The sequence below is a fragment of the Actinosynnema sp. ALI-1.44 genome (assembly GCF_001984155.1).
GTDB lineage: Bacteria > Actinomycetota > Actinomycetes > Mycobacteriales > Pseudonocardiaceae > Kibdelosporangium.
In genome coordinates this window covers 207,615-219,832 of record NZ_MTQO01000046.1, presented here as the reverse complement: position 1 = coordinate 219,832, position 12,218 = coordinate 207,615, and the positions used below count along the sequence as shown (strand labels likewise).

Sequence of the window (12,218 nt, the reverse complement as noted above, 5' to 3'; positions counted from 1 at the left end):
GGTTACCGTGCTCGTCCAGCAGCCACGCGGCCAGGTGGTCGGCGTTGGTGTCCACGCCGATCACGCCCCCAGCCTGCAGCACGTCCAAGGGGATGACTGGCAGGTCTTTGCGTGTCCAGGACGCGTCCAGGCAGCTTGATACTGACCTCACCGTCGAGAGTGACGCGGACCGTCTCGTTGCCGTACCGCTTGCCAGACTCGCCATCCGCGGTCAAGAACCAGCGCGCCGCTTCCCACTCGGCCCGCCACGCAGCCTCAGTCCGGTTCGCGGCAGCCAGGTTGTGCCGCTGGTTGAGCAGCCGACGGCCACCCCGCACGACAGAGACCTGGCCCGCATCACGTTGCGCCGATACGTGTTCGTAATCGGTCTCAAGAATCGCCAGTCGCCGCGTCTTGTGGAACCACTCTCGTTCACAGCGGTATCCGCCGGGCTCGCTCCGGGTACCTTTCTGCCCGATGGGCAGCGACAGGCGGTGACGAATCGTGCGGATACCAGCGTCCAGCGACTGCAGATGCCGCCATTGCGCACGGCGCGACAGCCCCCACTGGTCGTGGGTGTTGGAGGTGATCGACCCGGCCCAGCGAGACGATGCCTCGGCGGTCAGCCCCCGTTTACGCTCGGCCCACGTCTCCGCGGAGTGCTCCAGGCCATCCCGGCACCTACGGGCCAAGTCACCGGACGCCAATCGTCCCAGATGCCCACCCACCAGCCGCAGAACCTTCTCGTCCCGAAGTGTCAACCCCTTGAGCCGGTCACGGATCGACACGCCTGACGGCCCATCAGCGACGAACGGACGGGCGATCCGCCGCAGCGGCTGCCCGCGGGTGTCAGCCATCCTCAGCGGCCGCCAACGCCTTGCGCGCACGGTTCTTCGCCGACCGGCGTCCATAGCGGCGGGCGCAGAACGAGGTGTCAGCATCTCGGCCGTGTCCCGCACCAGATCGTCGACTCACACCACCCGATGACCGGCCTTTACCACGTCGCCAGCCAGGCAGTCTGATGCTCAAGGTCCACCGTGCTTGTCGCCATCGACGGTCCCGTCGCGACCGAACAACGCCGGAATCAACAACAACACCGCACCGCAGAACAACGCGATGTCCGCGACATTCCCCACGAACCACCCGTTGTAGTCGATGAAGTCCACCACATGCCCCCGCGCGAACCCCGGCGCACGAAACAACCGATCCAACAGATGCGTGACCGCCCCACCCAACAACAACGACAACGCCACCGCCTGCACCACCGACGCCGGCTTCAACGCGAACCGCACCAACACCACCACCGCGACCGCCGTGATGATCGTGAAAATCCACGTCGACCCCGCACCGATCGAGAACGCCGCACCCGAGTTGTACAACAACCGCAACTGCAGCAACTCACCCAACACCGGCACCGGCGCACGACCACGCAACGCCGACTCGGCCCAGAACTTCGACCCCTGGTCCAACGCGACCACCAACACGGCCACGGCGAACACCACCGGCACACGCGCCACGAACGGACGGGAAGCTGACGTATCCATCACCACCACCCTATGCGCCCCACCCACCACCCACGACACAGGGGAGTGCACACCCCCGCAACAAAACGAGTCGACCACCACACACCACCGGGCTATAACCAACCCGTGCTCCGCAAATACCCCCGAACCCACCACCTCGAATCATCCCGGCTGCAACCAGGCGACGAAGACATGAAAGCCGTCGCCTTCACCCACATCCGCGGCCGGCACCTCGTCGTGGAGGAAAAACTCGACGGAGCCAACACCGCCATCAGCTTCAGCCCCGACGGCGACCTCCTGCTGCAAAGCCGAGGCCACTACCTCACCGGCGGCCCCCGAGAACGACAGTTCACCCCACTCAAAGCCTGGGCACCCACCATCCACCACGCCCTGCACAACCGAATAGGAACCCGATACGTCGTCTACGGCGAATGGCTCTACGCCAAACACACCGTCTTCTACGACGCCCTCCCGCACTATTTCTGCGAATTCGACATCCTCGACACCCACACCGGACACTTCCTGTCCACCCCACGACGCGCGGAACTCCTCGACGGCCTGCCCATCCACTCCGTGCCCGTCCTACACACCGGCCCACTCGACACCCGCACCGACCTGCTCGCCCTCGTCGGCCCCTCCACCTGCCGCACACCCCACTGGCGCGACACCCTCGAAGCCCACGGGAGTGACACCGCCATCGCCGAAACCGACACCCACGAACACATGGAAGGCCTCTACATCAAAGCCGAAGAACACGGCACCGTCACCGAACGCTACAAATGGGTCCGGCCCACCTTCCTCACCGCCGTCCTCGACTCCGGCACCCACTGGATGAACCGGCCCATCCTGCCCAACCAACTGCGCGACCCGGCGGTGATGTATGGAACCCTTTGACCGGCTCTGCCCGGCCGCACCCACCTGGACCCTCGACTGGCCCGCCATCCGCGACACCTTCTGGTGGATCCGCCGCATGACCGGCGTCCCCCAAGACCCCCAGCACCACGCCGAAGGCGACGTCGAAACCCACACCCACATGGCCTGCCAAGCCATGGTCGACAACCCCGACTGGCGCGCCCTCCCACGCCACGACCAAACCCGCCTCTTCGCCACCGTCCTGCTGCACGACGTCGCCAAACCCGACTGCACCCACCACACCGACGACGGCCACATCACCGCACACGGCCACTCCCGCCGCGGCGACCTGCTCACCCGCCGCATCCTCTGGGAACTCGACACCCCACCCGCATGGCGCGAACACGTCGCCGCACTCGTCCGCCACCACCAAATCCCGTTCTGGGCACTGGAACGCCCCGACCTGCAACACATCGCGTTCCGCGTCAGCCTGCTCGCCCGCAACACCGACCTCGCCACGCTCGCCACCGCCGACATCACCGGCCGCGTCTGCCACGACACCGACGACATCCTCGACAACATCGCCCTCTACCGCGACTACTGCGCCGAAACCGCGTGCCTCGACACATCCCGCGCGTTCCCCTCCGACCACGCCCGGTTCCTCTACTTCCGCACACCCCACCGCGACCCGGACTACAACGCCTACGACGACACCCGCCTCACCGTCACCGTCATGTCCGGCCTCCCCGGCGTCGGCAAAGACACCTGGATCACCACCCACCGCCCCAACCTGCCCGTGATCAGCCTGGACGCCCTCCGCACCACCATGCGCGTCAAACCCACCGACAACCAACGGCCCGTCATCAGCGCAGCCCAAGAACAGGCACGCAGACACCTCCGCGCCGGGGAATCGTTCGTGTGGAACGGAACAAACGTGTCCAGGCAGATCCGGCAACAATCCATCGGACTCGCCGCAGCCTACAAAGCACGGGTGGAAGTGATCGCACTGGAGGCACCGCTCACAGTGATCAAAAACCGCAACGCGGCCCGCCCACAACCCGTGCCCACCGCGGTCATCGACCGCCTCGTGAACAAATGGGAAGCCCCCGACCCAACCGAAGCACACACCGTGCACTGGCTGAGCACGCAGTAGGGGAGACCTACTCCGGCTTGCCGGTCAGCAACGCCAGCACCTTGTCCACCTTCGCGTCGAGGTGATCGAACTTGCCGTCCAGCTGAACCAGCTTCTCGGTGTGTTGGCGCTGACCGCCTTCGAGTCGCACCAGCTTTTCGGTGTGTTGGCGCTGACCGCCTTCGAGTCGCACCAGCTTTTCGGTGTGTTGGCGCTGACCTTCTGCCAGCGAGACCAGCTTCTCAGTGTGCTCGCGCTGACCCTCTTCCAGCGAGATCAGCTTGGCAGTCTGTTGCTCCTGCACCTTCTCCACGCGCACCAACCGGTTCGTGTGCTCCTGCTGGCCTTCCTCCAATCGGTTCAGGCGACCCACTGCGAGGTCCTGCGCGGTCTGAATCTCGTCCAAACGGTTCGTGTGACGCATTTGCGTCGCCGCTACCGTGTTGATGTAACTCCGGACGTCCAGGACATTCTTGTTCGTCGTGGTCAACAGGTGGTAGCAGCCGTCGAGATCAGCGCGCATCTGACCGAAACGAGGCTCTTGTATCTCAGGTGAGGACATGGCGGCGAGCCTATCGCAACAGCAGCCCGCTGAAACGTTTCAGGCGGCAGTCCCGCCAAGGACCACACGACCGTGTTGACCTGCGGTAATCCGGAAAAACGTACTCCCGGGGGAGTACCCACAACTACCACCCACAGCCAGACGCGAACACCCACCCCGAACCACCACAGTGACCCCATGACCACCTCCACCATTCCGGCCAAACACCACCCCCAACCCAGCTATGTTCGCGACACCACCCACCGCGAGCCAACCATGGACACCCGTGCATAACCACACCATCCGACCCCGAGACACACTGCTCGGCCTCGGCCTGCTCGCACTCGTCCTCACCTGGGGCTACCTCACACCCGACGACCGCCCCCTCGACACCCAAGGCGCACTCCTCGCCACCGCCGCCACCCTCCCCATCATCGCCCGCCGACGCTGGCCCATCACCATCCTCGCCACCCACGCCACCCTGTCCATCTCCTACCACACCCTCGACTACCCCCACGACGCACTCATGCCACCGGCACTCGTCGCCCTCTACACCGTCGCCACCACCCACCACCGCCTCCACGCCCTCATCGCCAACGGACTCACCTGCACCCTCATCCTCTGCGTCCGCGCCATCGACGACAACGGACTCGGCATCGACGCACTCGGCACCCTCGGCTGGCTCACCACCGCCATCGTCCTCGGCGAAACCACACGCCAACGCAACACCACCCACGCCAAAGAAACCCGCCAACAAGTGACCGACGAACGGCTCCGCATCGCCCGCGACCTCCACGACCTGCTCGCCCACACCATCACCACCATCCGCGTCCAAGCCGGAGTCGCCGCACACCTCGTCACCGACACCACCCAACCCCTCGACCGCACCACCATCGCCACCACACTCGACACCATCACCCACGCCTGCGACACCGCCCGCGCCGAACTCCGCGCCACCGTCGAAGTCCTCCGCGACCCCATGCCCGTCCTGCCCAACATCACCGACCTCGGCACCGTCGTCCGCGCCACCGGCATCGACATCACCTTCGAACACCACGGCACCCCACACCCACTCCCACCCGACGTCGAAGTCGCCGCCTACCGCATCGTCCAGGAAAGCCTCACCAACATCGTCAAACACTCCAACGCCACCACCGCAGCCGTCCGCATCGACCACACACCCACCGCCCTCACCGTCACCATCACCGACAACGGCACGAACACAGGCACAACCACCGGCGGACACGGCATTCCCGGCATGACCGAACGCGCCCACGGCGTCGGCGGACACCTCCACATCCAGACCGACAACGGCTTCACCGTCACCGCCCACCTACCCACAGGAACACCATGACCACCCGCATCGTCCTCGCCGACGACCAGACACTCGTCCGCAGCGCCTTCGCCCTGCTCATCGCCTCCGCACCCGACATCGACGTCGTCGCCGAAGCCGCCACCGGACACCAAGCCATCACCGCCACCGCCACCACCACACCCGACGTCGTCCTGATGGACCTCCGCATGCCCGACCTCGACGGCATCGACGCCACCCGCCACATCACCAGACACCACCCCGACACCCGCGTCCTCGTCCTCACCACCTACGACACCGACGAAAACGTCGCCGCCGCCCTCCGCGCCGGCGCCAGCGGTTTCGTCGTCAAAGACATCCGCCCCGCCGACCTGCTCGACGCCATCCGCACAGTCGCAGCGGGGGAGCAGCTGCTCTCACCAGGCCCCACCGCCACCCTGATCGCCCGCTTCCTCCGCGCACCCGACCGCGCACCCGTGACGAAACACCTCCAGGTGCTGACCAGCCGCGAACGCGAAGTCCTCACCCTCATCGCCCAAGGGCTGTCCAACCACGAAATCGCCGAAGCACTCGTGCTGAGCCCACTCACGGTCAAGACACACGTCAGCCGGATCCTGACGAAACTCAACGCCCGCGACCGCGTGCACCTGGTGATCGCCGGCTACGAATCCGGACTCGTCGTCCCCGGCTCATAACTCCGCAAACCGACAGCCGCAGAGGGCGACCTCGCGCCGGGCACCAGACTCAGGAATCGCGGGCCGTCTCCGGATCCAACCCCGACAACGCCCGGTAGGTGCGATTGCCCGCCGCGGCCGCCCGCCGCTCCCGCCCGGTCGCCTCGATGTAGTTCTGACTCGTGTTCAGATTCGCATGGCCCAGCAACGCCATGATCTCCGCGGCGTTCGCGCCGTCCTCAGCCAGCCGCGTCGCGAACGTGTGCCGCAGCGCGTGCAGATTCGCACCCGTCGGCACCTGGTCACGGATCCCCGCCCACCGGTAACTGGTCTTCACCAAGTAGTCCAAGGCGCCCCGGCCGATCGGCTTGCCCCGGTAGTCCAGCAGCAGAGCCGAAGTCGAGCCGAACCGCTGATGCGGGAACCGCACCGCGCAGGAGCCGAGGTACGCGTCGATCACCCGTTCCAGCGGCGCCTCGATCGGGATGGACCGCTCCCTGCTTCCCTTGCCCTGCACGTGCAGCCGCTGCTCACCAGGCCTGCCGACGATCGAACACCGTTGCAGCGCACGGACTTCCGCCGAGCGCAGCCCGGCGACCAACCCCAGCGCGATCACCAGGACATCCCGTTCCGGCCACGGATCGCGTGCCTTGCGAGCCCCGGCGGCGGCCGCGGCGATGAGCTTCTCCGGGGTGTCCTCGCCGCGCAGCGGCTTGGGGGAGGGAAGTGGCGCCTTCGGCCGGACGACCGCGCCCATCGGATTGCCCTCCAGCAGACCGTCGGCCACGCAGAAGTTGAGGAACTGGTTCCACGTCGACCACGCGCGGGCCACGGAACTCTTGGCGTGTCCATCGGCGAACTCACCGAACGCTGTTCGGAGCGCCTGCACGGTCAGGTCCTCGACGGTGAGCTGTTCGACGGCCCTGCCGGTGGTGTCGGACAGCAGGGTAGTGATGCCGGTCAGGTCGCGGCGGTAGGCGGCAGTGGTGTGCGGGGAGTCCTTACGGGGTTTGCGGGCGAGGAAGAACGCGGTCTGGGCGTCGAGCAACAGCTGCACGTGATCTTGATACCGGTAACCACCGACAATCCGCATTTCTACACACGTTGAATTCATGCATAACAGTCATTATGCATGAAACCGGACAGAACCCCGCTCAGGAACGCCCGGCGACCTTGCCTAGAAACGTCACGGTGACGTTTAACGGTGAACAGGTGAGCCGTTCGAGTCAGGGGCGAAGACCGCCTCAGGGCCACCTGGCTGACTGGCTGGCTGATTGGCTGACGCCCGGACGTCACCTGAACCCAGCGAGCCATGATGACCGACTGTCAGATGATGAGCTTCGCACCGAGTGTCACCGAGACGACAACCCGGTTGGCGGACAGGTCGACGACCACGCCGATACAGCTGAAAACGACGCCTGACGACCTCTCTCGGCGATCTTCACCTCGATATCGCCAAGTTCGATAATCTACATTATGTCAAGTAACGGGTTTGGGGTCGCTCTCCCGGACGCCTCAGTCCTGCAAGCTTGCGGGCACCTGTTCTTCGCGCGCCACGTCGTGTCGGGGTGTGCCGCCGCTGACAGTTCGCTTGTTGTCATGGCGAGGGTCGCGGCTCCTGGTTCGGTACGGCGGCAGCCGCGTACGCCGAGCACCGTCCGGATTACGCGCAGGACGCGGTGCGGGTGGGCGCTGGAGCGCGCGCCGGGCGTGCGAGTGCGGGATCTTGGTGCTGGGACGGGCAAGTTGAGTTCACGCTTCCGTTGTTGACCGGTGTGGTGCGTGTCGTTCGGTTGTGAGGCCACTTCCCCACTGCTGGTCAGGCGTCGTCGTCGAGTTGTTCGGTGGCGAGGTCGAGTGAGGCTTTTTGCAGGAGGGCGGGGATGTCGGCGTCGGGGCAGTCTCGTTCGTAGGCGGTGGCGACTTCGACGAAGGCTTTGACGCATCCGTTGACCATCTGCTGGGCGCGTCGGCTGAGTTCTTCGGCGACTTCCTGGGCGACTTGGCGGACGACGGTGTCGCATTCGCCGGGGACGTCGCTGATGTCGATGTGGAGGTCGAGTACTCCTTGACGGAGGACGGTGAGGGCTTCTTTGATGTCGGCGATGGCGGTGCCGTGGGCGGCTCCGTGTGCGACGGTCAGGATGCCGACTCCGGCTTGCATCGCTTCGGTCCTGCTGATCACGGGGACAGCATCGCATGTGTTGGGGGCGGGGACCTGGTGTTGGGGCCATATGGGCGCCGGTGAGTCTACTCCGTGGTAACTTACTGGCGGTAACGTTGAGGAGGGTGTGATGACCCTGGTTCGCCGTGTCGACTCCTTCAGTCATGACGGGCTCACGTTCGATGTGCGGGACACGGGCCCGGCGGATGGTGCTGTGGTCGTTTTGCTGCATGGGTTTCCGCAGACCGGGACGTCGTGGGCGGCGACGGCGGCGTTGCTGAACCAGCGGGGTTTCCGCACGGTGGTGCCCGATCAGCGGGGCTACTCCCCTGGCGCGCGTCCGCGGGGCAGGTTCGCGTATCGGATGAGTCGTCTGGTGGGTGACACGGCGGCGTTGGTGCGGGCGGTGGGTGCGGGGCCGGTGCATCTGGTCGGGCATGACTGGGGTGCGGCGGTGGCGTGGTCGACGGCGGCGCGGCGGCCGGAGTTGGTGCGGTCGTTGACGTCGGTGTCGGTGCCGCATGGGTTGGCGTTCGTGCGGGCGATGGTGTCGAGTGATCAGTTGCTGCGGTCGTATTACATGGTGTTGTTCCAGGTTCCGTGGGTGCCTGAGTGGTGTATGCGGACGTTTCCGGGGGTGTTGGCGCGGTCGTTGGGCAGGACGGGGATGACGGCGGCGCAGGTGGAGCGGGTGGTGGCGGAGGTTGTGCGTGGTGGGGCGTTGACGGGTGCGTTCAACTGGTATCGGGCGATGATGGTGCAGAGCCCGAGGTATGTGGGTGCCCGGGTGCAGGCGCCGACGACGCATGTGTGGAGTGATGGGGATCTGGCGTTGTCGCGGCGGAGTGCGGAGTTGGCTGGGGATTATGTGCGTGGGGCGTATCGGCTGGAGGTGTTGGGCGGGGTGAGTCACTGGGTGCCGGAGGAGGTGCCGGAGGTGTTGGCGGACATCATTCAGCGGACCGCGGATGCGGGGTCTTCCGGCGCGGTGTAGTCGCCCGCCGGGGTGGCGCGCACCCTGTGTACGGGTCAGGGTGTGCGGGTTTTCCAGGCGCTGACGCCGAGGGTGGTGGTGTTGCCGAGGTCGACGCCGCCGTGGGGTTCGACGGTTTGCGGGGCGGCGTCTGGGGTGGGCGCGATGACGAGGTAGGCGCCGAGGGTGGCTTTGCGGTCGGTTTCGGTGACGCGGTTGCGCCACAGCAGTGCGGCGTGGGCGGTGCCGCCGGGCTGGAGGGTGACCGGGTGGGGTGGGGTGTCGAAGCTGTCGACGACTGCGACGCCGTTGGTGCCGTGGCCGATGGTGGTCTCGATCGGGGCGAGGTTGGTGTCCAGGACGCGGCGGATGTCGGGGTAGCCGTTGATCTGGGCGGGGGCGCCGGTGTTGTTGGTCAGTTGGATGTCGAGACTGCGCAGGCCCATGGCGGCGTCGGTGGCTCCGAGGGTGATGACCAGGCCGGGAGGGGGCGGGGTGGGTGTGGTGCTGGGTGGGAGGGGCGGCAGCGGTTGGGGCTGGGGTGTCGTGCAGGCGGTGAGGGTGAGCAGGGCCGTGAGGGTGGTCAGGAGTCGCACATGATCATCCTTTCAGGCGATACTGTCCGTTTACATGTGACCACCGTTCGTAGGTTCTAATCACAGGCATGTCACTCCATACTCGCGTTCGGTGCGGCGGCCGCGATCTTCCTCCCTGCCCAGGCCGTCGGCCCCCTGTGGAGGTGTGTCGATGAAGCTCCGGATCGGTTTCGTCGCCGCTGTGCTGGTGGCACCGTTGGTGGTGTCCGGCACGACGTCGGCGGCTCAACCCGACCGCACGCCGTACTACTGGCAGGTGCCCGACGCCGACGAGCGTGTGCTGGCGGATTTGGGTTTCGACGTCGAGCACGGTGTGGGTGGCGCGGTTCAGGTGGTGGGTGACGAGCGGATCGCGGCGCGGCTGCGTGGCATGGGTTACCGGCCGTCGAAGTTCGACACGGTGTACAAGGAGGTCCTGCCCCGTACGCAGGGTGTGGGGGTGCAGTCGTTCTACGGCGGGTATCACACCTCCGCGGAGCACGCCAAGCACGTGACGGATGTGGCGGCGGCGTATCCGGCGTTGACGCAGGTGTATGACATCGGTGACAGTTGGCGTAAGACCAAGGGCCAGGGTGGGCACGACATCCGGGCGATCTGCATCACCAAGAAGCAGGCCGGGGATTGCGCGTTGAGCCCGAATTCGGCCAAGCCGCGGTTCGCGATGATCGCGCAGTTGCACGCGCGGGAGTTGGCCACGGGTGAGGTGGCGTGGCGGTGGATCGACCACTTGACCAAGGGGTACGGCTCGGACGCCGAGGTGACGTCCATTTTGGACACGACGGAGTTGTGGGTGGTGCCGATCGCCAACCCTGACGGGGTCGACATCGTCGCTTCGGGTGGGAACTCGCCGTTGATGCAGCGCAAGAACGCCAACAACCCGACGGGGTGTTCGGGTGCGACGGGTGGCGTGGACCTGAACCGGAACTCGACGTTCAAGTGGGGCAAGGCGGGTACGAGCCGCTGCGGGGAGACCTATCAGGGTCCGTCGGCGGGGTCGGAGCCGGAGACGCGGGCGTTGGAGGCGTGGTTCAGGCAGTTGTTCCCGGATCAGCGTGGCCCGGGTGACACGGATCCGGCGCCGGTGACGACCAAGGGTGTGATGATCACGGTGCACAGCTACGGCAACCTGATCATGCCGCCGTGGGGGTGGACGTGGAACGCGAACCCGAACGCGGCGGGGTTGAGGGCGTTGGGGCAGAAGATGGCGGCGTTCAACGGGTACACGGTTGTCGCTGAGGGTGACACGACCGGGACGACCGACGACTTCACCTACGGCAATCTGGGTATCGCGAGTTACACGTTCGAGTTGGGGACGGGCAGCGGCAGCTGTGGCGGGTTCTTCCCGCAGTACTCCTGTGTGGACAGTTTGTTCTGGCCGCGCAACAAGGGTGCGTTCCTGACTGCGGCGAAGGCGGCGAAGGCGCCGTACGCGAGTTGAGCGGAATTGACCTCGAGCTGGGTTGAGGTTGCACGCTGGGCGGTATGAGGACACACGCGATTCGGCAGTACGAGTTCGGCCCGGCAGAGGTGTTGCGGTTCGAGGAGGTGCCTGCCCCGGTCGCCGGCCGGGGTCAGGTGCGGGTGCGGGTGGCGGCGGCGGGTGTGCACCTGCTGGACACGTCCATCCGCAGTGGGCAGTCCGGTGGGCCGATGCCGTTGCCGCGGCTGCCGGTGACGCCTGGCCGGGAGGTGGCCGGTGTGGTGGACGCGGTGGGCGACGGTGTCGATGCGGGGTGGTTGGGCAAGCGGGTGGTGGCGCATCTGGGGATGACCAGCGGTGGGTACGCGGAGTTGGTGTTGGTCAACGCGGAGTCGTTGCATGAGCTGCCTGGTGAGGTGGAGTTCGACAAGGCGGTGGCGATGATCGGCACTGGCCGTACGACGTTGGCGGTGCTGGAGTTGGCGGATCTGACCGAGCGTGACGTGGTGTTGGTGCCTGCGGCGGCGGGTGGGATGGGTGCGTTGCTGGTGCAGGCGGCGCGGAACGCGGGGGCGTTCGTGGCGGCGTTGGCTGGTGGTGCGGAGAAGGTCGCGCGGGTGCGGGATCTGGGTGCGGATGTGGTGCTGGATTACCGGGTTGAGGGGTGGGTGGGCCGGTTGACGGAGGCGTTGGCCGGTCGGGAGTTGACGGTGTTCTTCGACAGTGTGGGTGGTGAGACCGGCCGGGCGGGGTTCGATCTGCTGGGGCTGGGTGGCCGGATGATGATGTTCGGGTACTCCGCGGGTGAGCCGACCCGGTTCGCCGCGGCGGAGGTGATCGGCCGTGGGTTGACGGTTTCGGCGGCGTTCCGGGCGCGGATCCTCAACCGGCCGGGTGGGTTGCGTGGGCTGGAGACGGAGTCGTTGGCGGCGTTGGCCAAGGGTGAGCTGGTGCCGTTCACGCAGACCTTCCCGTTGGCGCAGGCGGCGGCCGCGCACCGGGCGTTGGAGACACGCGGCACGGTGGGCAAGGTGGTGTTGGTGTCGTGATGG

The 12,218-nt window shown here is 66.4% G+C and carries 13 protein-coding genes; 7 read left to right on the top strand and 6 right to left on the bottom strand.

What is annotated here, in order from left to right:
* Positions 1 to 2: 2 nt before the first annotated feature.
* Positions 3 to 767 carry a hypothetical protein gene (locus tag ALI144C_RS56810; protein ID WP_202819042.1) on the bottom strand — a complete coding sequence of 255 codons (765 nt, stop codon included), beginning with the start codon at positions 765 to 767 and terminating at the stop codon, positions 3 to 5.
* Positions 768 to 1,004: 237 nt separating this feature from the next.
* Complete coding sequence (gene lspA / locus ALI144C_RS23795; protein ID WP_076989601.1) at positions 1,005 to 1,523, bottom strand: signal peptidase II; 519 nt, start codon at positions 1,521 to 1,523, stop codon at positions 1,005 to 1,007.
* A gap of 45 nt (positions 1,524 to 1,568) precedes the next feature.
* Here lspA and ALI144C_RS23790 point away from each other — a divergent pair, with 45 nt between their 5' ends.
* Positions 1,569 to 2,396: an RNA ligase family protein gene (locus ALI144C_RS23790; protein ID WP_202819041.1), complete on the top strand. Its 828-nt coding sequence runs from the start codon at positions 1,569 to 1,571 to the stop codon at positions 2,394 to 2,396.
* Entirely contained in the window at positions 2,383 to 3,507 is a 1,125-nt protein-coding gene (locus ALI144C_RS23785; RefSeq protein ID WP_076989347.1) for an AAA family ATPase, read from the top strand. Before ALI144C_RS23790 ends, ALI144C_RS23785 begins: the two co-directional genes overlap by 14 nt.
* A 7-nt stretch (positions 3,508 to 3,514) precedes the next feature.
* Here ALI144C_RS23785 and ALI144C_RS23780 read toward each other — a convergent pair whose 3' ends face one another.
* Entirely contained in the window at positions 3,515 to 4,048 is a 534-nt protein-coding gene (locus tag ALI144C_RS23780; protein WP_143230821.1) for a hypothetical protein, read from the bottom strand.
* Positions 4,049 to 4,313: 265 nt separating this feature from the next.
* Between ALI144C_RS23780 and ALI144C_RS23775 the strand changes: the two genes are divergently transcribed.
* Positions 4,314 to 5,381 carry a sensor histidine kinase gene (locus ALI144C_RS23775; protein ID WP_076989345.1) on the top strand — a complete coding sequence of 356 codons (1,068 nt, stop codon included), beginning with the start codon at positions 4,314 to 4,316 and terminating at the stop codon, positions 5,379 to 5,381.
* Positions 5,378 to 6,034, top strand: a complete 657-nt coding sequence (locus ALI144C_RS23770) for a response regulator (RefSeq protein ID WP_076989344.1) — start codon at positions 5,378 to 5,380, stop codon at positions 6,032 to 6,034. Before ALI144C_RS23775 ends, ALI144C_RS23770 begins: the two co-directional genes overlap by 4 nt.
* Positions 6,035 to 6,083: 49 nt before the next feature.
* On the opposite strand, the gene ALI144C_RS23765 is transcribed toward ALI144C_RS23770, so the two are convergent.
* Positions 6,084 to 7,106: a tyrosine-type recombinase/integrase gene (locus ALI144C_RS23765; RefSeq protein WP_076989343.1), complete on the bottom strand. Its 1,023-nt coding sequence runs from the start codon at positions 7,104 to 7,106 to the stop codon at positions 6,084 to 6,086.
* A 726-nt stretch (positions 7,107 to 7,832) separates the two neighbouring features.
* Positions 7,833 to 8,198, bottom strand: coding sequence for a hypothetical protein (locus ALI144C_RS23760; protein ID WP_076989342.1), 366 nt, complete (start codon positions 8,196 to 8,198; stop codon positions 7,833 to 7,835).
* A gap of 109 nt (positions 8,199 to 8,307) precedes the next feature.
* Between ALI144C_RS23760 and ALI144C_RS23755 the strand changes: the two genes are divergently transcribed.
* Positions 8,308 to 9,171 carry an alpha/beta fold hydrolase gene (locus tag ALI144C_RS23755; protein ID WP_076989341.1) on the top strand — a complete coding sequence of 288 codons (864 nt, stop codon included), beginning with the start codon at positions 8,308 to 8,310 and terminating at the stop codon, positions 9,169 to 9,171.
* Between the two features lie 35 nt (positions 9,172 to 9,206).
* Here ALI144C_RS23755 and ALI144C_RS23750 read toward each other — a convergent pair whose 3' ends face one another.
* Positions 9,207 to 9,746 (bottom strand): DUF4232 domain-containing protein, encoded by a 540-nt coding sequence (locus ALI144C_RS23750; RefSeq protein WP_076989340.1) that lies wholly within the window; start codon positions 9,744 to 9,746, stop codon positions 9,207 to 9,209.
* A gap of 151 nt (positions 9,747 to 9,897) precedes the next feature.
* Between ALI144C_RS23750 and ALI144C_RS23745 the strand changes: the two genes are divergently transcribed.
* Both ALI144C_RS23745 and ALI144C_RS23740 read left to right on the top strand, forming a co-directional pair.
* On the top strand, positions 9,898 to 11,184 hold the full coding sequence (locus ALI144C_RS23745) for a M14 family zinc carboxypeptidase (RefSeq protein ID WP_076989339.1): 1,287 nt from the start codon (positions 9,898 to 9,900) through the stop codon (positions 11,182 to 11,184).
* Positions 11,185 to 11,228: 44 nt separating this feature from the next.
* A complete protein-coding gene (locus ALI144C_RS23740) occupies positions 11,229 to 12,215 on the top strand; it encodes a zinc-binding dehydrogenase (protein ID WP_076989338.1) in 987 nt (328 codons plus the stop codon).
* The last annotated feature ends 3 nt before the right edge of the window (positions 12,216 to 12,218 follow it).

Excerpts from the sequence above, each read along its gene's own strand:
- ALI144C_RS23755 (WP_076989341.1), top strand. The coding sequence starts at position 8,308 with ATGACCCTGGTTCGCCGTGTCGACTCCTTCAGTCATGACGGGCTCACG.
- ALI144C_RS23785 (WP_076989347.1), top strand. The coding sequence starts at position 2,383 with ATGGAACCCTTTGACCGGCTCTGCCCGGCCGCACCCACCTGGACCCTC.
- ALI144C_RS23740 (WP_076989338.1), top strand. The coding sequence starts at position 11,229 with ATGAGGACACACGCGATTCGGCAGTACGAGTTCGGCCCGGCAGAGGTG.
- ALI144C_RS23745 (WP_076989339.1), top strand. The coding sequence starts at position 9,898 with ATGAAGCTCCGGATCGGTTTCGTCGCCGCTGTGCTGGTGGCACCGTTG.
- ALI144C_RS23765 (WP_076989343.1), bottom strand. The coding sequence starts at position 7,106 with ATGCGGATTGTCGGTGGTTACCGGTATCAAGATCACGTGCAGCTGTTG.
- lspA (WP_076989601.1), bottom strand. The coding sequence starts at position 1,523 with ATGGATACGTCAGCTTCCCGTCCGTTCGTGGCGCGTGTGCCGGTGGTG.
- ALI144C_RS23770 (WP_076989344.1), top strand. The coding sequence starts at position 5,378 with ATGACCACCCGCATCGTCCTCGCCGACGACCAGACACTCGTCCGCAGC.
- ALI144C_RS23780 (WP_143230821.1), bottom strand. The coding sequence starts at position 4,048 with ATGTCCTCACCTGAGATACAAGAGCCTCGTTTCGGTCAGATGCGCGCT.